Annotated in this window: 21 protein-coding genes and 3 pseudogenes; 15 read left to right on the top strand and 9 right to left on the bottom strand. The window is 61.9% G+C overall.

Translation table 11 applies throughout. From position 1 onward, the window contains the following. Positions 1–43: 43 nt before the first annotated feature. The 5 genes from BJI47_RS01400 to BJI47_RS01380 all read left to right on the top strand — a co-directional run bounded on the left by BJI47_RS01400 (position 44) and on the right by BJI47_RS01380 (position 5,119). Complete coding sequence (locus tag BJI47_RS01400; protein WP_088942106.1) at positions 44–1,348, top strand: DUF2254 domain-containing protein; 1,305 nt, start codon at positions 44–46, stop codon at positions 1,346–1,348. 77 nt (positions 1,349–1,425) lie between these two features. Beyond that, entirely contained in the window at positions 1,426–2,217 is a 792-nt protein-coding gene (gene thiD, locus BJI47_RS01395; protein ID WP_088942033.1) for a bifunctional hydroxymethylpyrimidine kinase/phosphomethylpyrimidine kinase, read from the top strand. A 112-nt stretch (positions 2,218–2,329) separates the two neighbouring features. Then, positions 2,330–3,031 (top strand): GAF and ANTAR domain-containing protein, encoded by a 702-nt coding sequence (locus BJI47_RS01390; RefSeq protein ID WP_088942032.1) that lies wholly within the window; start codon positions 2,330–2,332, stop codon positions 3,029–3,031. A 103-nt stretch (positions 3,032–3,134) separates the two neighbouring features. Continuing rightward, a complete protein-coding gene (locus BJI47_RS01385; protein WP_088942105.1) occupies positions 3,135–3,935 on the top strand; it encodes an alpha/beta fold hydrolase in 801 nt (266 codons plus the stop codon). Then, a complete protein-coding gene (locus BJI47_RS01380) occupies positions 3,932–5,119 on the top strand; it encodes a PP2C family protein-serine/threonine phosphatase (RefSeq protein WP_088942031.1) in 1,188 nt (395 codons plus the stop codon). The genes BJI47_RS01385 and BJI47_RS01380 overlap by 4 nt, the downstream gene beginning before the upstream one ends. A gap of 8 nt (positions 5,120–5,127) precedes the next feature. Here BJI47_RS01380 and BJI47_RS01375 read toward each other — a convergent pair whose 3' ends face one another. The 6 genes and pseudogenes from BJI47_RS01375 to BJI47_RS01350 all read right to left on the bottom strand — a co-directional run. Then, on the bottom strand, positions 5,128–5,499 hold the full coding sequence (locus BJI47_RS01375) for an STAS domain-containing protein (protein ID WP_088942030.1): 372 nt from the start codon (positions 5,497–5,499) through the stop codon (positions 5,128–5,130). A 119-nt stretch (positions 5,500–5,618) separates the two neighbouring features. Beyond that, positions 5,619–6,821, bottom strand: coding sequence for an NAD(P)/FAD-dependent oxidoreductase (locus BJI47_RS01370; RefSeq protein ID WP_088942029.1), 1,203 nt, complete (start codon positions 6,819–6,821; stop codon positions 5,619–5,621). Continuing rightward, positions 6,818–7,090: a DUF4235 domain-containing protein gene (locus tag BJI47_RS01365; RefSeq protein ID WP_088942028.1), complete on the bottom strand. Its 273-nt coding sequence runs from the start codon at positions 7,088–7,090 to the stop codon at positions 6,818–6,820. Before BJI47_RS01365 ends, BJI47_RS01370 begins: the two co-directional genes overlap by 4 nt. After that, positions 7,087–7,368, bottom strand: a complete 282-nt coding sequence (locus BJI47_RS01360) for a DUF3618 domain-containing protein (RefSeq protein WP_088942027.1) — start codon at positions 7,366–7,368, stop codon at positions 7,087–7,089. Before BJI47_RS01360 ends, BJI47_RS01365 begins: the two co-directional genes overlap by 4 nt. After that, the gene (locus BJI47_RS01355) at positions 7,365–8,885 is read right to left on the bottom strand and encodes a YhjD/YihY/BrkB family envelope integrity protein (RefSeq protein ID WP_088942026.1); all 1,521 of its coding nucleotides are present in this window, start codon (positions 8,883–8,885) and stop codon (positions 7,365–7,367) included. Before BJI47_RS01355 ends, BJI47_RS01360 begins: the two co-directional genes overlap by 4 nt. Positions 8,886–8,997: 112 nt before the next feature. Then, positions 8,998–9,567: pseudogene (locus tag BJI47_RS01350) on the bottom strand (ferritin-like domain-containing protein); the annotation flags it as partial. Positions 9,568–9,875: 308 nt separating this feature from the next. On the opposite strand from BJI47_RS01350, the pseudogene BJI47_RS01345 reads away from it, so the two are divergent. Continuing rightward, a pseudogene (locus BJI47_RS01345) lies at positions 9,876–10,262 on the top strand (FAD-binding oxidoreductase); the annotation flags it as partial. Then, a pseudogene (locus BJI47_RS01340) lies at positions 10,262–11,320 on the top strand (fatty acid desaturase); the annotation flags it as partial. The pseudogenes BJI47_RS01345 and BJI47_RS01340, both read left to right, overlap by 1 nt. Positions 11,321–11,431: 111 nt before the next feature. On the opposite strand, the gene BJI47_RS01335 reads toward BJI47_RS01340, so the two are convergent. The 3 genes from BJI47_RS01335 to BJI47_RS01325 are packed head-to-tail and all read right to left on the bottom strand — an operon-like array spanning position 11,432 to position 14,236. Next, positions 11,432–11,812: a nuclear transport factor 2 family protein gene (locus tag BJI47_RS01335; protein ID WP_088942025.1), complete on the bottom strand. Its 381-nt coding sequence runs from the start codon at positions 11,810–11,812 to the stop codon at positions 11,432–11,434. After that, positions 11,809–13,314: an FAD-dependent oxidoreductase gene (locus tag BJI47_RS01330; RefSeq protein ID WP_088942024.1), complete on the bottom strand. Its 1,506-nt coding sequence runs from the start codon at positions 13,312–13,314 to the stop codon at positions 11,809–11,811. Before BJI47_RS01330 ends, BJI47_RS01335 begins: the two co-directional genes overlap by 4 nt. A gap of 16 nt (positions 13,315–13,330) precedes the next feature. Continuing rightward, positions 13,331–14,236, bottom strand: coding sequence for a diiron oxygenase (locus BJI47_RS01325; protein ID WP_088942023.1), 906 nt, complete (start codon positions 14,234–14,236; stop codon positions 13,331–13,333). 147 nt (positions 14,237–14,383) lie between these two features. Between BJI47_RS01325 and BJI47_RS01320 the strand changes: the two genes are divergently transcribed. The 8 genes from BJI47_RS01320 to BJI47_RS01285 all read left to right on the top strand — a co-directional run. Further along, positions 14,384–15,454, top strand: a complete 1,071-nt coding sequence (locus tag BJI47_RS01320; RefSeq protein ID WP_088942022.1) for an iron ABC transporter permease — start codon at positions 14,384–14,386, stop codon at positions 15,452–15,454. Then, positions 15,451–16,272, top strand: coding sequence for an ABC transporter ATP-binding protein (locus BJI47_RS01315; protein WP_088942021.1), 822 nt, complete (start codon positions 15,451–15,453; stop codon positions 16,270–16,272). The genes BJI47_RS01320 and BJI47_RS01315 overlap by 4 nt, the downstream gene beginning before the upstream one ends. 7 nt (positions 16,273–16,279) lie before the next feature. Further along, a complete protein-coding gene (locus BJI47_RS01310) occupies positions 16,280–17,290 on the top strand; it encodes an ABC transporter substrate-binding protein (protein WP_088942020.1) in 1,011 nt (336 codons plus the stop codon). Then, entirely contained in the window at positions 17,287–18,516 is a 1,230-nt protein-coding gene (locus tag BJI47_RS01305; RefSeq protein ID WP_088942019.1) for an MFS transporter, read from the top strand. Before BJI47_RS01310 ends, BJI47_RS01305 begins: the two co-directional genes overlap by 4 nt. A 157-nt stretch (positions 18,517–18,673) precedes the next feature. After that, positions 18,674–19,099, top strand: coding sequence for a nitroreductase family deazaflavin-dependent oxidoreductase (locus tag BJI47_RS01300; RefSeq protein ID WP_088942104.1), 426 nt, complete (start codon positions 18,674–18,676; stop codon positions 19,097–19,099). Positions 19,100–19,394: 295 nt separating this feature from the next. Further along, a complete protein-coding gene (locus tag BJI47_RS24395) occupies positions 19,395–19,685 on the top strand; it encodes a PLP-dependent transferase (RefSeq protein ID WP_088942018.1) in 291 nt (96 codons plus the stop codon). A 598-nt stretch (positions 19,686–20,283) separates the two neighbouring features. Next, positions 20,284–20,673 carry a helix-turn-helix transcriptional regulator gene (locus BJI47_RS01290; RefSeq protein ID WP_088942017.1) on the top strand — a complete coding sequence of 130 codons (390 nt, stop codon included), beginning with the start codon at positions 20,284–20,286 and terminating at the stop codon, positions 20,671–20,673. Then, positions 20,670–20,906, top strand: a 237-nt coding sequence (locus tag BJI47_RS01285; protein WP_368655867.1) for an arsenic resistance protein, incomplete at its 3' end; no start/stop codon positions are given. The genes BJI47_RS01290 and BJI47_RS01285, both read left to right, overlap by 4 nt.

Genomic DNA, 20,906 nt, shown 5'->3' with positions numbered 1-20,906 from the left:
AGTCGTAGATGAGTACAACTAGTTCTCCCGGTGAGAGTCCGTGGTGAGCGCTTTACGTGTCCGGCTTCTCCGGGCGCGTGAATCGTTCTGGTTTCTTCCCGCGCTCCTCGGTATCGTGGCCCTCGTTCTGGCGCAACTTTTGATCATGCTCGACCGCCGTCTCGACGGTACCGATTTCGGCGCGTGGGGTTTTCTGCTCTACCGGGTCGGAGCCAGTGGTAGCCGTGACATCCTCGGTGCCATCGGTGGCTCGATGCTGGCGGTGGCTGCGACATCTTTTTCCATCACGATCTCGGTACTCGCGACGGCTAGTTCCACCTATGGTCCGAGGCTCGTGCGAAATTTCATGTCCGACAGAGGTAATCAGTTCGTGCTCGGAATTTTCGGCGCTACGTTCCTGTACGCATTGATGGTGTTGCGTTCGATCCGCTCCGAATCGAACGACGGGATCTCCTTCGTTCCCGATATCGCCGTCAATGTCGCAGTCCTATTGGCAGTGCTCGACGTCGCGGTATTGGTGTATTTCATTCACCATATTGCGAATTCGATTCAGGTATCCACGCTCTCTGCACGGGTTCGCGGTGAGCTGGTCGCGGTGGTCGATTCTTTGTACCCGGAGACCCCGCCCGACAATGCCGTTGCCGCGCGTACTCGTCCTTCACCTTCGGTGGATGTGCTTGCGCAATCGTCGGGGTTCGTGGTCGGCGTCGACGAACAAGCGCTGGTGTCAGCGGCGCGCGCCGGTGACTGCGTCATCGAACTGCGCATCGGGCCCGGAGACCACCTGATCGCGGGTGAGCCGATCGCCACCAAGAGTGGCGACGTGGATTCTGATGTCGACGATGCAGTCAGGGCAGCACTCGATCTAGGGGACACCCGTACCCCGAATCAAGACATCCAGTTCGCAGTACAGCAACTGACGGAGATGGCGGTGCGGGCAATGTCGCCGAGCACCAACGACCCCTACACTGCCCGAAACGCGCTCGCCGAACTTGCCGTTGGACTGGTTCCGCTCAGCACGCGGCCGGCACCCCTTCTCGGACGCGTCGACGGTGCGGGGAATTATCGAGCTACCGTGACTCGCGCGTTGGCGACGGACTTGATCGACCAAGTCTTCGATGCCATGCGTCACTACGCTCTCGGTAATCCGCTTGCAGTGACTGCAGCTGCGGAGTTGGGTCAGCGCATCGGGACCGCCACAGTGCATTCCGATATCCGAGAAACTGTTCTGCGTCAGTTGGCGGCCCTGAACCGCGCCTACAGCGGTAGTGACAGCGACCCGATCGACATCGAAGCCGGTCGAACGCGCATCGTCGCGGCAACCACGGCGATCACCGCCAAGCGCTGATCCCAGCTCAGCGTTGATCAGTACCGGCAAGGTCGAATTACGCTGGTGGAAATCCGGATACCAAAAGAAAGAAGTACATGTCGACACGCGCATTCGTCATAGCAGGATCCGAAGCCACCGGTGGCGCCGGACTGCAGGCCGATCTCAAAACATTCGAGAAGCTCGGTGTCTACGGCGTCGGGACCATTACCTGCATCGTGTCGTTCGATCCTGCGTCGGGTTGGGGGCACCGATTCGTTCCGATTGCAGGCTCGGTCATTGCCGATCAGATCGAAGCAGCAACCGGGGCGCACCACCTCGACGTCGTCAAAATCGGCATGCTGGGCACGCCGGAGACCGTCGCGACCGTCGCGAAGTCCCTGGGCAGACAGTCGTGGCGTCACGTCGTCGTCGATCCGGTTCTGATCTGCAAGGGGCAGGAACCGGGCGCTGCCCTGGATACGGACACCGCGCTGCGTTCCGACATACTGCCGCTGGCCACCGTCGTTACTCCCAACCTGTTCGAAGCCCGAACACTGGCAGGGATGGACGCTATCGAGACTGCCGAAGATCTGGCCGAGGCGGCAAGGAGAATTGCCGACCTGGGTCCTCGATATGTAGTCGTAAAAGGTGGAACCGGTCTGCCCGGTGACGACGCCGTGGACGTGCTCTACGACGGCCAGGACGTCACCTTCTTTCGGGCGCCGAAGATCGGGAACGAGCGGGTATCCGGTGCAGGATGCGTCTTCGCGGCCGCCATCACCGCCGAGCTTGCCAAAGGCGTGAGTGTTCTCGAAGCAGTGTCTACGGCCAAGGACTTCGCGCGTGCGGGCATCGTCGGCCGAATCACGACGAATGCTCCGTTCGCCGCTGTCGGTTGGCACGACTGAGGACGGGCGAAAGTATCATTCAGTCACTCGTCATTGCCGAGTCGACCGGATCGGGATGGATTGCGAAGTAGGGTCGGACACGCCAGGCAAGTTCAGGTGATGGGTGGGGACGATGAGTTTTGAGTCATCCGATCAGCAAGCACTCGACAGCGCGCTGAGCCGAGTGATGTCGGAAATGGCGCGTGTCCTGCAGCAGAACTACGCGAGTATCGAAGACACGCTGGTCTCGATCACCACCATGGCAGTCGGGATGGTCCCAGGTACTGATCACGCTGGAATAACGCTGGTTACCGGACGCCGCACGGTCGAGTCGAGGGCCTCCACGGGTGAGTTGCCGCGTCGACTCGGCTCCCTACAACAGCAATGTGGGCAGGGCCCCTGCCTGGATGCCGTGTGGGAACAGCGGACGGTACGCGTAGTGGACATGAGATCGGAACGTCGATGGCCGCAGTTTGCCTCAGCGGCATGGGAACTGGGGATGCGTTCGATGTTGGTGTTTCAGCTCTACATCGGGCGTGACAATTTGGGGGCCCTGAATCTGTACTCCGAGAGGGTGAACGGGTTCGATTCTGCCAGCGAAAAACTCGGCTTGGTGGTGGCCACGCAAGCTGCCGTCGCGCTGATCGCCGCTCAACACGAGGATCAGATGCAGTCCGCGCTGACCTCGCGTGACCTCATCGGCCAGGCGAAAGGCGTGATCATGGAAAGATACGGCATCGACGCGGTCCAGGCGTTCGACCTACTCAGCAAGCTTTCGCAGGATTGGAATATCGGCGTCGCCGAACTGGCGGGCCGAGTCACGCAGCGGCGGTGATCGTAAGAGATTGCGCAGTGAACATTCGGTAGTGGCCGCCCTGCTTCGTCCGAGAACCAGGGTGCCCCCCGACTGCTCGGCGGCCCAGTGTCAGAATGTGCTGGTGAACGCGCGCGTAAAGAACAATGTGACGATCGTCGGAGTAGACGACGGTCCGGTGATAATGCTTGCGCACGGGTTCGGTTGCGATCAAAGTTTGTGGCGATCGGTCACCGAACGCTTGGTGGATTCCTTCAAGGTGGTTCTGTTCGATCATGTGGGTGCAGGTGGGTCGGACCCGCACGCATGGGACGCCGGAAAGTACGGTGACCTCGCACAATACGCTCGCGACGTGCTCGACATCGTAGAGGAACTCGATCTACGTGACGTCGTGTTCGTCGGCCATTCGGTGGCGTCGATGATCGGCGTCTTGGCCGTCGCCGAGGCGCCCGAGCGATTCGCGAAGCTGATCTTGTTGACGCCGTCACCGTGTTATATCGACGACGGCGACTACCGAGGTGGATTCACCAGGGCCGACATCGATGAGTTGCTCGAGTCTCTGGACAGCAACTACTTGGGTTGGTCAGCGGTCATGGCTCCGACCATCATGGGTACGCCCGATCGACCCGAGCTCGAAGCGCAGTTGACGGACAGCTTCTGCCGAACTGATCCCGCGGCTGCCAGAGTGTTCGCGATGGCGACGTTTCTTTCGGACAATCGTGCCGACCTCGAGCGCGTCACCGTGCCGACTTTGGTGGTCGACTGTGCACGTGACACGCTCGCCCCGCCCGAAGTCGGTCGTTTTGTGCAAGAGAACGTGGTCGGCAGCATATTGCAGACACTCGACGTGAGCGGACACTGTCCACAGGTCAGTGCTCCTGAACTGACGGCCGCCGCGATAGCAGGGTTCGCGGCGCGGCCGTGAGCGCATCGAAGGAACCCGCCACTGGCGATGCCCTCGAAGAAAGTCTGCTCGATCTGTACGAGAACGCGCCGTGCGGGTACCTCTCGTTATGGCCGGATGGAACCATCGCGAAGTTGAATTCGACGATCGCCACATGGCTGGGGCATCAACAGGACTCGATGATCGGGACCTCGTTCACGCAACTGCTCACCGCGGGCGGTCGAATCCACTACGAGACGCATTTTGCACCGATTCTTCACCTGAACGGGCACATCGACGGTGTCACTGTAGATCTCGTCACCGCGGGCGGTGGCCGGTTGCCGGTGTTCTTGACTGCGAATGTCAAGACCGACGATTCCGGTGAACCAGTGTTGATTCGGATCACTGCCCTCGACGCTCGCCATCGGCGGGCCTATGAGCGTGAATTGCTCGAGGCGCGCAGACGTGCAGAGGAAAGTCGAGCGCGAGTCGAAGTGTTGGCAAAGACATTACAGCGATCGCTACTGCCATCTTCGTTGTCTCCACCCGCGGGAATGGATGCCAAGGCCTCCTACCACTACGCGTCGGCGGAGGATGTCGGTGGTGACTTCTACGACCTCTTTCCGCTCGCGGTCGACCAGTGGGGTTTCTTCCTCGGCGACGTCTGCGGAAAAGGTGCGAGCGCGGCGGCGGTGACGTCGTTGACGAGATACACGCTCCGCGCAGCTGCGGTGTACGACCGAGACCCAATTGCCGTGTTGCACAATCTCGATGCCGTGCTCGAGCAGGAGTTCCGCGCAACCGAACCGCAGTTCTGCACCGTGATTTTCGGCGTCCTCACGGTCGCCGACGACGGTTTCGAGGTGGAGTTGGCCGGCGGCGGACATCCGCCGGCGCTCCTGTTTCGCGCAGACGGCAATGCACGCTACTTGGAGACGACAGGTGGCCAATTGGTCGGCATACTTCCCAATGCCAGGTTTGTCTCGACCCGATTCTCCCTGAGGCCGGGCGACACTCTCGTGCTCTACACCGACGGATTGACGGAAGCGCGTGTCGGGACCGGGCGCGAACGATATGACGACACCGGTGCGCTACTCGACTTCGCGCGGTCGCATTCCCCGACGACCGCCGAGACGATCATCGAAGACATCCGAGCCTTGCTGGACAGCTTCGGGTCGGGTCTCGAGGACGACGCGGCGGTACTGGCGCTCGGTGTGCCCGCCTGACCAGATGCTCAGTTCGTCGAGTCGATTGCTGCCAGCGCGGTAGGCAGATCTTCGTAGAGAGAGAAGACCTGATCCAGGCCCATCAGCCGGATCGGACGGCTGGTGGCCGGCCCGTCGGCCACCACGGCGAACTGCAGTGTTTCGCCCAGCTTGTTCTGAGCGATAGTGAGCACCGTCATCGCGGCCGAGGCCACAAATGTCACCTTGGACAAATCCACCACCAAGGCGTGCGGTGCCGTGAGTGCACCTTCGGAGATGGCTGCGTCGAGAGCCGGCGCGGTGCGCATGTCCAAGTCACCGGACACAGTGAGAACGAGCGTGGACCCGTCTAGATGTTGCGCAATATCGAACTGCGCTGCCTGGGTCTCGTCGACCGGCATGGGCACTCCTCGCTCAGAAGCGGTCCGGAGGTGGCCGCTTACCGGTCGATTAAACCAGGCCCATGTCGCGGCCTTCAAATACACCAGGGCGGAATGATTCTTTCGCTCTGCGTGGCAGGTCAGAGGTGCCCTTTCAATATCGAATACCAGTAGATGCGAGGTAGCACGTACCGATCGAATGCCCAGGCGATTCGGCGGGGAGCAAGCGGATCGAGAGATGACGGAAGTGACGAGGTCACCGCACCGGTTCGGTCGAATTCTCCGGCAATGAGCCGGTGTGCGTCGACTGCCACCGGGGCAACGGTGTACCCATCGTACGAGGACAGTTCGGTGCCCGCGCGAGCCGCCAGAATGTTGTCCACCAATATCGAAACCTGCTGGCGTAAAGCGCCACCCGACGGATCTGTTTGCACGGCCGCACCGTCTCCGACCGCCCATACACTCGGGTGTTCGCGGTGCGCGAAGGTCAGCGGATCGATGGCCACCAATCCATGTTCGTTCTCGCCCGTCAGGTTCGAGGATTGCAACCACTGTGGGCCTCGGAAGGGCGGCACCAGGTGAAGGAAGTCGTACTTCAGTTTTTCGGTATTGCCGTCGACATCTGTCACGGTCAGTCGGCATTCTTCCGGTTCCAGTGACGTGACCGCCGTGCTTGCCAGTACCCGGACGCCGAGTTCTCGCAAGCGGCTCAGCAGCCGAGCATCCAGATCAGGCACCCCCAGGAGGCGGAGGCGATCGACGACGAGAGTGATCTCGATGCTGTCCAACCGGCCGGTCCGCTGCCAGTGAGCGACTGCGAGGAACAAAGGTTTGAGCGTCGTACCGGTACAACTGACAGGAGCTTTGGGAACGGTGAATACCGCGTGACCGGCACTGGGCATCGCCTCGATCAGCGCCCAGGTCTTCTCGGCACGGTCGAGGTAGTTGCTGGTCACCGCAGGCGAGTCGAGTGCGCCGTAGATGCCCGGCAAGGCGTCGAGATCCGGAACCAGACCAGGACCCAGCACCAGGTCGCGGTATCGGTAGCGCCTTCCCGACGCGCACGTCACGGTGCGCTCCGCGGCGTCGACTACGGTGACCGAGTCCTCGATCCACGTGCATCCGCGCGGCGTCACCGATCGTTGGGTACGTTGCGCGCTGCTCAACGAAGCCTGGCCGCCACCGACGTAGGACAACAGCGGTCGGTAGGTGTGAACTTGCTGAGGTTCGATCACGGCGACAGAATTGATCCCCTTACGGATAAGACGTGCGGCCGCGCTGGTACCGGCGTTTCCACCGCCGACGACCACGACATCGAAGAACGTAGGGGTGTGGTCTTTCACGTGGGGTCTTCGTGGGCCAAAGCGCGATATCCGTGTGCGCCTGCTCGATCGATCGCAGCTTTCACCAGCCCGAATACGGCGCCATGCACTGCCGCGGCGATCAATACCTCCCGCGCGGAGCGTCCGAGATCCTTCGCGTCCGGGGCTTTGTCGTCGTCGTCCCCGATACGCTTCCACACCTGTTTGAACACCATGCCGGCAACGACTCCGCCGAGCACGCTCATTGCCAACGACAGCGGCTTGTACATCGTTTTCGATACTGTGCTCATCGGAGGGCTCCTCGTCTCGACTTGCGCCGCCGGACGACGACGTATGCAATCACTGCGCCGATCGCGGCTGCTGCCAGCGCAGCGACGATCCCCGGATTCGATTCCGCAGTGGTCTTGGCCTTCTCCACACTTGCCGACGCGCTGTCGTGGACGCGGGTCGGAACATCCGCCTTCGCTGCGAGCGCTGCCACGGTTTCCGAAAGTTCGGCACGCAGATCGTCGATGTTGGGTGTCTGCTCGTTCGGTGGCTGGTGTTCGTTGGAGTGTTTTCCGGTCATCGGATGCCTTTCTTGATTGCGGTGATGTCCTTGTCGACGCTGGCGACGGTGTCTTCGGGAACGGGAGGAAGCGCGTTCTTCGCGCGCTTGGCCCCGACGAGCGCGAGAATTGCACCGACAAGGGTCACTGCCGCAGCGATGATCAACGCGGCGAGCCAAGGGTCCAGTACGGTCGCCAGGCCGAGAATCGCCGTGGCAATGAAGGTGGCAAGGCCGAAGAACAGCAGTAGCGCGCCGGCGCCGGAAATCCCGATTCCGATTCCCAAGCGGGTGCCCTTGGTTTTCACCTCGTCCAGACCGGCCGAGATCTCGGTGCGAACCAGGGTCGAGACCTGCTGGGTGAGCCGTTCGACGAGCTGGACGGTGGACAGGTCTGCAACCTCGCTCCTACTTGCCTGCCGTAGATGGTCGGGTCGGTCGGTCACGGTTGCTCCTTTCGTGCCGATGGGAGAGTCGGCGTCACCTGACTGGTCGGGGTTGTGTTGTGTGCGCAATAAGCGGCCCTGTTCGACCGCTTCGGCATCTTTCTCGGCGTTCTTGTCCGAGACTCGCGTATCGCGTGGCGGTAACTGAAGCTGCTCCTCGGCGACCATTCCTGCCTGTAGCTGACGGCCTCGCTCCAATTCGGAATCGAGTTCTGCTCCGAACAGCAACGCCAGATTGGTGATCCACAGCCACAGCAAAAATATGATCGCGCCTGCGAGCGACCCGTAGGTCTTGTTGTAACTGCTGAAGTTGGCGACGTAGAAGCCGAAACCAGCCGATGCCAGAATCCACGCGACGATGCCGACTGCAGCGCCAGAGCTGATCCAGCGGAACTTCGGTTGTTGGACGTTGGGGGTTGCGTAGTAGAGAACGGCTACGGCGACAACGACAAGTACCAGGACGATCGGGAAGCGGGCGATGTTCCAGACAGTCAACGCGGTTTCGCCGAGTCCCACGGTCTCGCCTACCGCTTTGGCGACAGGACCGCTCAAAGCCAACATGACCGCTGCGCATGCCAGCAGGGCCAGAGCTACCAACGTCACCACGAGCAGGATCGGACGCAGTTTCCAGACGGGCCGGCCTTCGTCGACCTCGTACATTCGATTCATCGCTCGCCCGAAAGCTCCCACGTAGCCCGAGGCCGACCACAGCGCACCCACCAGGCCGGTGGCAAGCGCGAATCCGGCAGCCGGAGCCTGAACCAGCTGCTCGATGGGTCCTCGCAACGTGTCCACTGCTGACGACGGACCGAGATCGCCGACGACCTCGAGTACTCCGTCCACCGTTGCCTGGCCCTGGCCGAACACTCCCAGTAGCGACACGACAGCGAGCATCGCCGGAAACAGTGACAACACAGCGTAATAGGTGAGAGCCGCAGCGAGGTCCGTGCATTGATCGCGCGAAAACTCTCTTGCAGTCTTGCGAACGACGAACAGCCAGGAGGGCTTGGTCAGCTCGGTCGGTGACTCCGGCTTACGAGGGTCGTCGGGGTCGGCGTCGACCGGGGCTGGTGAATCGCTACGTACGTGCACAGCTCGGGCATACCCGTCCGTCGATTCCGGAAACCGTGATGTGGCACCAATAATGGAAGACGGCCCGAGCTGATCAGCTCGGGCCGTCTTCCACTGTTCGAAACATCATCGATCAGCGCGTCGAGACAACTTCTTTGGCAATTGCAGCCACCCGTGTCTGGGCCGCGGAGACGACCCCATGACGATTCTTGTGCGCTTCTTCGTAGGCGAGCACGACGCGAATGTCCGAAGGATCATCCAATTCCTTGATTGCAGAAACGGATTCGGAAACATTCAAATCTTCGTAACCGTCGATGGGGAGCTCCTCGGGCTCGAGTATGCCACCGGCCGCACGTGCGGAGTGAATGGCGTCGGCTACTCCGTCGGCGCCCTCGTTGCGAGTGACGCCCTCGGCGGCTTCCAGTGCTGCGTCGCGGCTGGCGGCTAAAGTCTTCGCTGCAACATCGCCTGCGTGCGCCCCTCTACCGAGTAGCTCGCTCACACGGTTGGGTGTGCCGCGGGCCGCGTCGAGTGCTCGGTCGAGACTGCGGGCGGACCACGTCGCGGGCGCATTGACCAACTTGACGGCGCTGCCCGCCGCAGCCTGCAGCGGTGACCGTCGCAATGCTGCGGGGCCGCCCAGTGCGTCTTCGGCGAGGACGGTTTCGAGCCAATCCACCGTGGCACTGTGTGCGGTGATCACCCACGTAGTCAAGTGGCACTCCTTGGTCCGTTACCCGTCGATATCTGTAACAAACACCGACGTCATGAGAGTGATGCGCATCACTTGCAGCTATCGATGGGTATGCAGGAGCATGTGTTCGCGGGGTGCTGTCGAAATGTCCCATTTCGAAGTCGATGACGGGGGTGGTCGTCACTTTTGTGAAGGGTGGTTCGTTTCATGTATTCCATTGCACTGCAGTGGAAAACAGACCCACCGGCGACGTGCCTCGGTTCAGTCGATTCGCAAATCCAGCACAAACATGCGTGACCGGGGTTGACGTGTACATCGTGGCAGAGCGCGGGGCCAGACCCCAGGTTTCGATGGTCCGCAGAACGATGCTGAGAGCGGTCCGTTTGCTGTTCAATCCGCTGAGGCCGGACGACTATCTCTCGATGATCAATCCGCTCTGGACCACCCGTGAGCTGCGCGGCAAGGTCGAGCGAGTCTCTCCCGAGGGGTCGGAGGCAGTGTCGGTCTACATTCGACCAGGCTTCGAATGGGCCGGCCATACTCCGGGGCAGTATGTGCGTCTCGGCGTGCTCATCGACGGCCGGTACCACTGGCGAGCGTATTCGATCACCTCCGATCCAGACCCGATAGACGGCCTGGTGAGTGTCAGTCCCAAGCTTGTCTCGGAAGGCACCGTATCTCCCTACTTGGTCGGCACCATCAGGACACAGCATCGACGGCGAAATCGTGGAAGCACTCACACAATTACGTACACCACACGTACACGAACATTCGCGGCAAGGACGAAGATCTCGGGTACGAGATCATGCGTATCGACCCGCGGTAGAAGTGGCACCCAGTCTATCTGGCGCAGCCCTTCTACAACGTTCTCCTCATGGCGTTCTTCGAATGGGGTGTGGCGCTGCTCGATCTGGACCTCGATGCGTTGCGACACGGCGACAAGTCGCCGAGGGAACTGCTGACAGATCTCGAGGGCATTGCAGGTAAAGCACGTCGGCAGTTCGTCAAGGACTATATCGGCTGGCCGGTTGTCAGTGCGGGCGCATTCGGTTTGGCGCAGCTGATGTCCGGAGGGCATCTGCGCGAGAGCAAGAAGTCGAGAGTGGCCGCGCGGCTGCGTAAGTCGACACGATTCGGGAAGAACAACGCCGTATCCGATGTACTCGATGCTCGCTTCAGTGGCATCGAAAGCACGTTCGTCGCGACGTTTGCCGCGAATTTCTTCGCGAATATCATTCGCAACGTCTGGTCGCACGGCATCATTTTCTGCGGGCATTTCCCGGATCAGGCCTACACGTTCAGCGAAGAAGAAGTGGAGAACGAGACCCGCGGCGGCTGGTATGTTCGCCAGCTCATCGGGGCGGCCAACATCGATGGCGGGCCACTGTTCCACCTGATGAGCGGAAACTCGAGTTACCAGGTAGAGCACCATCTGTACCCGGATACGCCGAGTACGAGGTATTTCGAAGTGTCTCCGAAAATCAAGGACATTTGCGAGCGTTACCAACTTCCATACAACAGTGGACCGTTGATGCAGCAGTGGGGGATGGTGCACCGCACGATCGCCCGACTCGCTTTGCCCGGTGGCAAGGTTCGGCCGAAGCCCGGGGCCCTACCGGCCCGAAGAAGCTGGCGTAGGAAGTTCAACGAGAGCGAAGCCGCGAATTCGCGCAGTCGTGTTCCCGCGGGCCATCCCGACGCGGGGCCGGAGCACCGGGGCGGAGGCGTGGACGTCGAGCCGCCACCACGCGGCGACGACTGACTTCGTCGACGGTGCGGTGCCCGATCGAGTAGAACAGGTACCGCACTGTTCGGTCTATCCCTGGTGAGAGTGCTGGGGTGAGAGTGCTGGGGTGAGAGTGCTTGGTGCGAGTCAGCTTTCGGCCACCCGATCGCTTTCCGACATACCTGTGGCGGAGAGAGCCGATTCGAGGTCGGTATGACGGAAGATCGACGTGACGTGGTCGTGGACGACTCGGAAGCTGGCGGCCTCCATGGTGGCTCCAGCCGACTCGTCATCGCTGGTTGCCGATTCTTCGACCACAACGACGCCGTCCCGGTAGAACATCGCACCTGGAGTGAGCGTCACCCCCGGAGTGCGCACCCACTCCTGCAGGTGCTCGAGCCCCTGCGCGGCGCCGTCGGCCGAGCCCACCTCGATATCGTCACTCGACAGAGCCAACACCGTGTCCACGTCGTTCCCGTTGAGTGCGTCGTGCCAGGCCAATACAGTCGCGATCTCAGAAGTACTCACCGATCGAGTATAACGACGTCCTCCAGAGTTTTCGCTGATGCAGACAGTCTTCGGTGCCAGTCGCGGGTGCGTCGGGGACTGCGTGCTGCGAGGTCCTCGACGAGCGCGTCCACAGTCAGTTCGGCGTCGACCTTGTTGTCGCCGATTCCGCCCGTGGCGCCACGCTTGGCCCAACCGACCACGTAGCAACCGGCTACGAGTGTTCCGTCATGGTTCGTCACTCGGCCGTCGACATTGTTGATGGTCCCCGAATGTTCGTCGAAAGGAACTCCTGCAGAAGGTGTTCCGCGGTATCCGATCGCGAGAAGCACCAGCTCGGTGGAAATCGATCGGGAGTCGTCCTCGGTCCCGACGAGGACCGAGTCGACACCGTTGTCGCCATGAACGGCCAGTGGTGCCCGCCCGAAAGCGAAGACGATTCGACGAGCAGAATGCGGCGACCCCAGTTCGACGAGGTCGGCGCCGCGCAGCGCCGAGGCAGGGGCAGCGGGGGGAAGCGCATCGATCGTCGAGACCGTTTCCGGCGATCCGGCGACAACCACATCGACGTGTGGGCGGTCGAGAAGCGCCTTGCACTCGGAACGAGTGAACGCAGCGAACTCCGGACCACGACGAGCGAGGACAACCACTTCCTCGACCCGGTTCTTTCGGAGCGCCGCCAGGGCATGGGGCGAGATGGAGGTGGATGCGAGATCGTCCGGGTCGGCGGTGAGGATGCGCGCCGCATCGAGGGCCACGTTGCCATTGCCGATGATCGTGACGCTCCGGACTCCGGTCAGGTCGACGGCGTCGGCGGCGACGTCGGGATGGCCGTTGTACCAACCGACTACGGTGCGAGCGCTGATCGAACCGGGCAGGTCGAGGCCGGGAATGTCGAGGGGGCGATCGTTCTCCGCACCCACGGCGTAGACGACGGCGTCGTAGCGTTCGGACAGCGTCTGCTGGTCGATGTCGACGCCGACCTCGACGCCGAGCTTCATGCTGACGCGGGGATGCGCGAAGATGCTGCGAAAATGCTCGTTGATTCGACGGGTTCCGAGGTGGTCGGGCGCAACCCCGTAGCGAGCCAGTCCGCCTACCGTCTTCAGACGGTCGTAGAACGTCACCCGGCTGCGCGGAAGCCGAAGGAGTGCCTGCGCGGTGTAATAGGCAGCCGGGCCGGTCCCGATGATCGCGACATCGATTTTTCGAAGCTCGCTCACCGCCGGGGCTGGGAACCGTGGACGTGCCCAAGCGGGATCGGTCGGCTTGTCCTTGTAATAGTCGGCATTGATATCGGCGTAGATCGACTGCTCCGGTGTCAGACGCGACACGGGGGTTATCGCGTCGACCGGACATGCATCGGCGCACGCCCCACAGTCGATGCAGGAGCGTGGGTCGATGTACAGCAACTCGGTCTTGCCGAAATCCGGCTCATCAGGTGTCGGATGAATGCAGTTGACGGGGCAGACCGACAAGCAGGACGCGTCGTTGCAGCAGTTCTGGGTGATGGCGAAGGCCATGTCAGCTATTCTTTCTTCACAGCATGTGCAGCCGACGATAAATTGCCTCCGCCGGCTTGGTGATCAGACCGCAGTCCAGCAGGAAAGCCATCAGGTGTTCGCTGCTGGTCCGCATCATGGCGTGGTGGTGGGCGTTGTTCTTGGCTTCCCTTATTGCACGATCTGCGTCGAGACCTGCAGCCTCGTACACCCCTTTGTTGACCATGTTCGAGACGATGATGCGAGCGGCGATGGCAACGACCAATGCACTCGACTTACGTCGCGCGACGCTCTTGCCTTGAATCCGTTCACGCATCTGCGCACGGGCGAAGGTCATGTGTCGTGATTCTTCGACTACATGGATATTGCTGGTGGTGCGCACCAGCGGAAGTACGTTCTCCCCGCGCATCCAATCGCGCTGCATCACGTCGAGAACTTCTTCGGCCACAAGTATTCCGCCATAGGCTGCTTCGGCGGATGCCAGGGCTTTGAAGCCGCGGCCGAGTTCGATGCTCGTACGGCGCGGTAGGTAAGCCTTGATGCCCATGGTCTTACATGCGCGAGCGAACATGATGGAGTGTCGGCACTCGTCGGCGATCTCGGTCAGGGCGAACTGGAAGTCGGAGTTCGACGAGTCCTTGCAGTACTGGTCACGAAGAACCATCTGTTGCAGGATCATTTCGAACCAGATGCCGGTGCTCATGATCGAGCACACCTCGTGGCGGGTGAGCAGGATGCGCTGTTCCTGCGTCATTTTCTCCCACATCGCCGTGCCGTAGAGGGTGCTCCATTCCGGATTGAGGCCGAACAGGGTGGGGTCGAGGGGTTCGTCCCAGGCAACTTCCTCGGCCGGGTCGTACGACAATTGCGCGGCGGAATCGAGCAGCCGTGCTGAGACGTCCTCGGTTTCGATGGTGTCGATCGAGCTGACGGTGCTGGTCATCGCAGGTTTATCCTTTCATCCTTCGCTCTACCAATCTAACTGTTACGCAGATTACCAGTTACTTGAAGAGACGGGTAGAACTTCGAGGCGTCGGCCCGCAGGAAGGGGTGGCGTTCAACCTGTATAGATAATGGTTATCATTTTCATATGAAAATGGTGGAAATGGACGCTACAGGCGACGGGTTCAGACGGGCGGTGCAGTTGCGGCGGCGCGTCATCGTCGCCGGGTTGGCGGCACTGACGCTTGTGTCGGTCACGAGCGTGGGAATAGGGCCAGTCGGTATCGATCCCCTCACAACGGTGCAGATTCTCTGGGCTCACCTCGTGCCCCGGACAACGTCGGTATCGTGGTCGATCGTCGAAGACCAGATCGTCTGGGACTTTCGGGTTCCGCGGATACTGCTCGCGTGCCTGGTCGGCGCAGCCCTCGCGATAGTCGGGACGATTCTGCAAGCAGTCATCCGAAACCCTCTGGCGGATCCATATGTTCTCGGAGCTTCATCCGGCGCATCGCTCGGAGCGGTCGGAGCAATGGTCCTGGGCGTGTCGGTTCCCGGTCTCCTAGTTACCGGATCGGCCTTCGCCGGAGCTGCGATTGCCGGATCCACAGTCTATTTGCTCGCCGCGCGCGGACGCAGACTCGAACCGCTGCGGCTCGTTCTCGCTGGCGTCGCACTGTCCTACCTGTTCAGCGCCGCCACCGGATGGATCACCATCACCGCCGAGCACGGCAAACTTCCCGGCTTGATGTTCTTTCTGCTCGGCAGCATCAGCTCCGCAAGTTGGAGCCTTCTCGGATTGCCGACCCTCGCACTCGTTGCAGGCTTCGCGTATGCCATGTGGCGGGCCGACCATCTCGACGCCGCAATGACTGGGGAAGAAACCGCAGCGTCTCTCGGCGTCGACATGACGAGGTTGCGAGTCGAGACTCTCGTGGTGACCTCGGTCCTGACCGGTTCGGTGGTCGCGGTCGCGGGGGGTATCGGCTTTGTGGGAATGGTGGTGCCCCACGTGTGTCGCCTCATCATCGGAGCCGGGCATCGGGCGCTGATCCCGCTGTCCGCCGTAAGTGGCGCCGTACTGCTGGTTCTCGTCGACACGATCGCCCGAACTGCAGCCTCACCTCGCGAGATTCCTTTGGGAGTGGTCACGGCACTCGTGGGCGCCCCCTTCTTCCTATGGTTGCTACGCCGCCGCACGATGGGCCAGGAGCAATGAACGGTGCCATTGCGGTCCAAGACCTCTCCGTCACTATCGCGGGCAAAGCGATACTGAGCGGAATCGACCTGGAGGTCGTGCCCGGCGAGGTCGTCGGCCTGCTGGGTCCCAACGGGAGCGGCAAGTCCACTCTCCTACGCGCCATCAGCGGGCTGTTGCCCATGGCTGGAGGCCTGATCAACCTCGACGGAGTCGACGTCGAGACCTCCAGCCGACGCGCCATTGCACGCAAGTGCGCGGTGCTCTCACAAGACCACGCAACCGACATCGAACTCTCTGTCCTGGAGGTCGTACTGCTCGGTCGGATACCACACCACCGCAGGACCGGAGACGGTGCAGAGGGTCTTGCCCTCGCGGCAGAAAGCCTACGCAAAACAGGTGCAAGCCAGCTGGCCGAACGCGCTTTCCCCACGCTCTCCGGTGGAGAACGCCAACGAGTACTGCTGGCACGCGCTCTGTGTCAACAACCGCACGTCATGCTGCTGGACGAGCCGACAAACCACCTTGATGTCGCACACCAACTCAGTCTCCTGGAGCTCGTCAGATCTCTGGGCGTCACCACGGTGGTGGCACTGCACGACCTGACTCTTGCCAGCACGTATTGCGACCGCGTCGCACTGCTCCGCAACGGGCGCCTGGAGGCCTTCGGCACACCGCGCGAGGTCCTGACGGTAGGCCTGATTCAAGACGTCTACAGCGTCGACTGCGACCTGCTCACCCATCCCCGAACCGGGCGCCCGATCGTCGCTCTCACCCACAGGCCACCACGCAATACCGTCGCCGACGCCTCAACCCTGAATCCCGTACGAACTCAATAGGAGAACAATGACCATCCGACACCGCGCCACCACTCGCAGCGCGCTCATCGCCGCAGGATTGCTTGTCGTCCTTACTGGATGCGGCACGCTCGCGGTCCCCGACAGAACCGCCGACGACTTCTCCAACACCGGGTCGGGCTATCCCGTCTCGGTCACGAACTGCGGGCGCGCGGTGTCGATCCCGGCACCGCCAGTGCGAGTGGTCAGCATGCACCCGAGCATCACTGAACTCCTTGTGCAACTGGACTTGGGGGACAGGGTTGTCGCCCAAGCACAAGACGGGCTGGGCGAGCCGTCTCCTGAGCTAGCGGTCGCGGTGAAGCGGATACCCTCGCTCAGCGTCGACACCCCGCCTACCCGCGAGGTGCTGCTCGCCCAGCAGCCAGACCTTGTGATCAGCGGTACCGAGTACGAGTTCAACACGGAAATGGGGTTCGCCGGCTACGACAATCTCGAAGCTGCGGGAAGCTCGACCTACGTAGCCACAGCAGGATGCAAGGACAGGAGGTCCAGGGGGACGGTAGCCGACACCTTCGAAGACCTACGGACCCTGGGTGTGGTGTTCGGCGTCCAGGAACGTGCTGCCGAGGTGGAGCGTGAGGCCCGAGCACAGTTGCAAGCCGTCGCGGATATCGTCGGCGACACGAGGCCGGTCCGCGCAGCGCAGGTGTATGTCGAGGGCGGCAAGCTTTACGCGGTGGGAGGGGCAGTCGAGATCGATGTCCTACGGATTGGTGGCGGCGAGAACCTTTTCGCCGCCGACGGCCGTTTCGCAGACTTCTTCGCCGCCGAGGTCAACCCCGAGGTGATCCTCGACAAGCGCCCGGACGCTCTCGTTTTCGCCGTCAACGACGCCGAGCACGAGGCCGAGACCCGCGCGTTCCTGCGTAAGAATCTCGCGGATACTCCGGCTGTGCACGACGACCGGCTCGTCGCAGTGGACAACACCTACGTCCAGCCGGGCACCTTGTCGGCAATCACTGGCGCACGAATCGTCGCCGAGGGTCTTCATCGGTGAAATCTGGCGTGCTGGGACGTGACTTCGTCCTGTTCTCCGCCGCGCGGATGGTGACCGTCATCGGGTCGGCGGTCACCGCAGTCGCCTTCCCGATTCTCATGTACCAGTTGACGGGGTCCGCCGCTTGGACGTCATTGGTCGCCGCGTTTCACGTTGCCCCCTACCTGTTGTTCGGACTGGTTGCGGGGGCTGTCGCCGATCGGCAATCGCGTCGCCGCATCATGGTCGTCGCGAATGTCGTTGCCGCCTCGGCTCTGTTGACCGTGCCTGTTGCCGGGAACGCTGGAGCGCTGCACGTCGGTCATATCCTCGCCGTTGCGGGCTCGGTGTCCTCGGCTTTCGTCTGGTTCGACGCAGCGGCATTCGGGGCGCTCCTCACCCTCGTCGGAAGAGAGCAGGTGGCGCGGGCGAACAGTGTCATGTGGACCGCAACTACCCTTCTGGGCGTAGTCGGCCCCGCACTGGGAGGGCTTCTCGTTGCGTGCACCGGCGCGAGCATCTCGGTCGCGCTGGACGCCGTCTGCTATCTTGTCGCCGCGATATGCCTGATTGTGGTCGCCCGCCCGATGGGACCAGCTCGGAGGCCGGGCCACGAGGCCACCGCCTCAAGGGGGCTGGGCGCCGCTATAGGCGAAGGTGTTCGGTTTATCCTGGGCCACAGCGCTATCCGTTCCCTTACCCTGGTAGGGGTCGCAAACTCGGTGGCAGCAGGCGGGCTCACTGGCCTGCTTCTGGTCTTCGCGGTCGAGCGATTGGGGTTCAACGCACGAGGCAGTGGCTACGGCGCGCTACTCGGTCTGATCGCCGCCGGGGGCTTTTTCGCCGCCGCCATCCTCCCTACTCTGAGCCAGCGCTTGCCCGTCGGGAGGATCACGATGGCTGGCCTAGCTGTCTGCGTCCCCTCGATACTCGTGCTTTCGACAACGACCTCCGGAATCGGCGCCTGCGTCTGCCTTTTGATTTACAGCGGCGGAAACACCGTGGTAATCCTCAACGGCATCAACCTCCGGCAGCAACTCACCCCTGACCACTTGCAGGCCCGCGTCAACACCACAGCCCGTATGGCGGCATGGGGTGGTACCCCTTTCGGCGCGATCGCCTGCGGACTGCTCACCAAGGTCGTCGACGCACGCATTGCCTTGGCGGCGACCACTATCGTTCTTGCCTTTGGGCTTGCCTACGGACATCAGGCCGGATTGTCGCGACGCGATTTCGGCACAAGCTAAGAATCGAAACCAACGCAGCTTGAGTGGACATCGCAATGACGGGCAGTGAGTGGGGCAACCCTCCTTATTCGAGGGACACCCTGGCCTTAGACTGCCCGACGTGACGACACCGCCCGCACGGCCATCCCACCTCGACTCACCGATCGTCCCCTCGGTGATGAAATACGGCGCCAAGGCGCAGGTCTGGTTGTATCGACGCACCGGCGGCCGGATCGGTGGGAAATGGCGTATCGGCAGCGGATTCCGCAAGCCGGTGCCGGTGCTCCTGCTGGGGCATCGAGGCCGAAAGTCGGCCACCGAGTACACCACTCCGCTGATCTATCTGCTCGATGGCGACAACGTGATCGTGGTGGCTTCGCAGGGCGGAATGCCCAAAAACCCGCAGTGGTATTCGAATCTGATGGCGAGCCCCGACACCTGGTTGCAAATCGGCTCCGAACGACGCGACGTGCATGCACGCACAGCAGACTTCGCCGAGCGCACTCGGCTGTGGCCGTTACTGGTCGAGAGGTATGCAGACTTCGCGAATTACCAGGCGTGGACCGACCGCGAGATCCCGGTGGTCGTTCTCTCCCGCCGCTAGCCCATCGGCGAGGTGGATCATTTCCCGGCCGCACCGAGGCTCGCGGCCTCCTGTTCGCTAGATTCCTCGGTATGACGTCGCGTCCCGACAAAGAAGACCCATCGACCCTTGTGTTCCCCACGCAAGCGGTACACGCGGGTATTCGAATGGACGGTGGATCGGGAGCGATCAGGCAACCCATCGCCATATCCATCTCGTATGCATTACCCGAGGATGCGTCCTGAGTTGGTCGTCCATCGATGTACCGCCCTACACGCGCATTTACGGTGCGAATCAGATTCTGTCGCAGGAGAAATTGACGGCACCCGACCAAGGCGCGGACGCCGTCGGTCTTGCATCCGGAGTGGCCGCGCTGCATGCGGTGTTCTTCACATTTCTCTCGTCCGGTGACTACGTGGGGGTCGGCGATGTCACGTACGAAACGGCCTTCCGGTTGTTCTCGGAACTACTGCCGCAGAAGTACGGAATCGACGCCGAGTCCGTTACCGACAACGCGTTCGTCGCGAATCTTTGCGTGATCACCTCGGCGGTATCACTCGGCCACGATCGCCGATCTTCGGCAGCTCTGGACCTCATATTTGCGTGAAGTTCTTGACTACCCCGGCTCGATCGGTGTCTGGGGAGTCGGAACGACCGGGAGGCTGTGTGCTCAACCTGCCCGGACGCTCCGGCGGCGAAGTGAATCAATACGGCCCCGCCTGCCTATCGCACTACCCGTTCCGTCGGTCATTACAAACATCGTGCTTTCCGCCGTGGGTGGTGTGATCTCCGATAGTGGAAGGGACTCTCGATAAGTTCTGTCCAGTAGGGCCGCAGCCGTTCCTCGTGGACTAAGCAGGAGGCGGCGCGCGACAGTGGCGCCGGAAGTGCGGATTTCGAGTGCGTAATTCGCAAGGCTGATGGCGAGACCCGAGACGGTCATCTCCGAGCGACCTGGTGTTTTGTCGGGGATTTTGGGCAGACTTGTGCCCCCAGATTGTGAGTGGGCGTTTTCTGCTAGTCCCGCTGACGGTTCGCCCTGGCCATACCCATGGGGTGACTTGGCATGTGGATAATTTCTGGGGACTTCCCAAGGCATCACCCGAACAGTGTGTCTTCGTGGGGTTTTGACACTTCGAACTTCGATCGAGCCGGTCACTGACTGTTCACTTGACGATTGAATAGAGAAGCGTCAATATAGACATATGTCGAATCAAGACTACCCGAGCGCTGTGAGCGCCAGCGGCCAGTGTTGTTCCCCGCTCACCCGCGAACCGTTGAGTGCCGATTGGGCCGGCGACCTGGCTCGGATGTTCAAAGCGCTCGGTGACCCGGTCCGCCTGCGTCTGCTCAGCTTGGTCGCCAGCCACGACGGCGGTGAAGCATGCGTCTGCGACATCTCCCCTGCATTCGATCTTTCCCAGCCCACGATCTCCCATCACCTCAAGGTGCTGCGCGAAGCGGGGCTCCTGGGCTGTGAACGCCGCGGTACGTGGGTGTACTACTGGGTGATGCCTGCTGCATTGCAACAGCTCTCGTCTGTACTCGGCGCCGCCGATCCGAGCTGCGACGACGCTGAGCTCGTGACCGCATGAGCACGACGACCGACACCGATGGGGCCGTCGCGGGCAAGCTCTCCACCCTCGACCGGTTCCTGCCCGTGTGGATCGGCGTGGCAATGGTTGTGGGCCTGCTCCTGGGCCGGCTGATCCACGGGATGAACGACGCCCTCTCCGCCGTCTCGATCGACGGCGTCTCACTACCGATCGCTATCGGCCTGCTGATCATGATGTATCCGGTCCTGGCGAAGGTGCGCTACGACCGACTG

The organism is Rhodococcus sp. 1168, assembly GCF_002091955.1.
Lineage (GTDB): Bacteria > Actinomycetota > Actinomycetes > Mycobacteriales > Mycobacteriaceae > Rhodococcoides.
Note: the sequence above shows the minus strand (reverse complement) of the source record. Positions and strands in the feature narration are given on the sequence as shown.

Coding starts and splice junctions, on each gene's coding strand:
- BJI47_RS01310 (WP_088942020.1), top strand. CDS start 16,280: ATGACCATCCGACACCGCGCCACCACTCGCAGCGCGCTCATCGCCGCA.
- BJI47_RS01330 (WP_088942024.1), bottom strand. CDS start 13,314: ATGGCCTTCGCCATCACCCAGAACTGCTGCAACGACGCGTCCTGCTTG.
- BJI47_RS01320 (WP_088942022.1), top strand. CDS start 14,384: ATGAAAATGGTGGAAATGGACGCTACAGGCGACGGGTTCAGACGGGCG.
- BJI47_RS01365 (WP_088942028.1), bottom strand. CDS start 7,090: ATGAGCACAGTATCGAAAACGATGTACAAGCCGCTGTCGTTGGCAATG.
- BJI47_RS01390 (WP_088942032.1), top strand. CDS start 2,330: ATGAGTTTTGAGTCATCCGATCAGCAAGCACTCGACAGCGCGCTGAGC.
- BJI47_RS01300 (WP_088942104.1), top strand. CDS start 18,674: ATGAAATACGGCGCCAAGGCGCAGGTCTGGTTGTATCGACGCACCGGC.
- BJI47_RS01315 (WP_088942021.1), top strand. CDS start 15,451: ATGAACGGTGCCATTGCGGTCCAAGACCTCTCCGTCACTATCGCGGGC.
- BJI47_RS01375 (WP_088942030.1), bottom strand. CDS start 5,499: ATGCCGGTCGACGAGACCCAGGCAGCGCAGTTCGATATTGCGCAACAT.
- BJI47_RS01325 (WP_088942023.1), bottom strand. CDS start 14,236: ATGACCAGCACCGTCAGCTCGATCGACACCATCGAAACCGAGGACGTC.
- thiD (WP_088942033.1), top strand. CDS start 1,426: ATGTCGACACGCGCATTCGTCATAGCAGGATCCGAAGCCACCGGTGGC.
- BJI47_RS01360 (WP_088942027.1), bottom strand. CDS start 7,368: ATGACCGGAAAACACTCCAACGAACACCAGCCACCGAACGAGCAGACA.
- BJI47_RS01290 (WP_088942017.1), top strand. CDS start 20,284: ATGTCGAATCAAGACTACCCGAGCGCTGTGAGCGCCAGCGGCCAGTGT.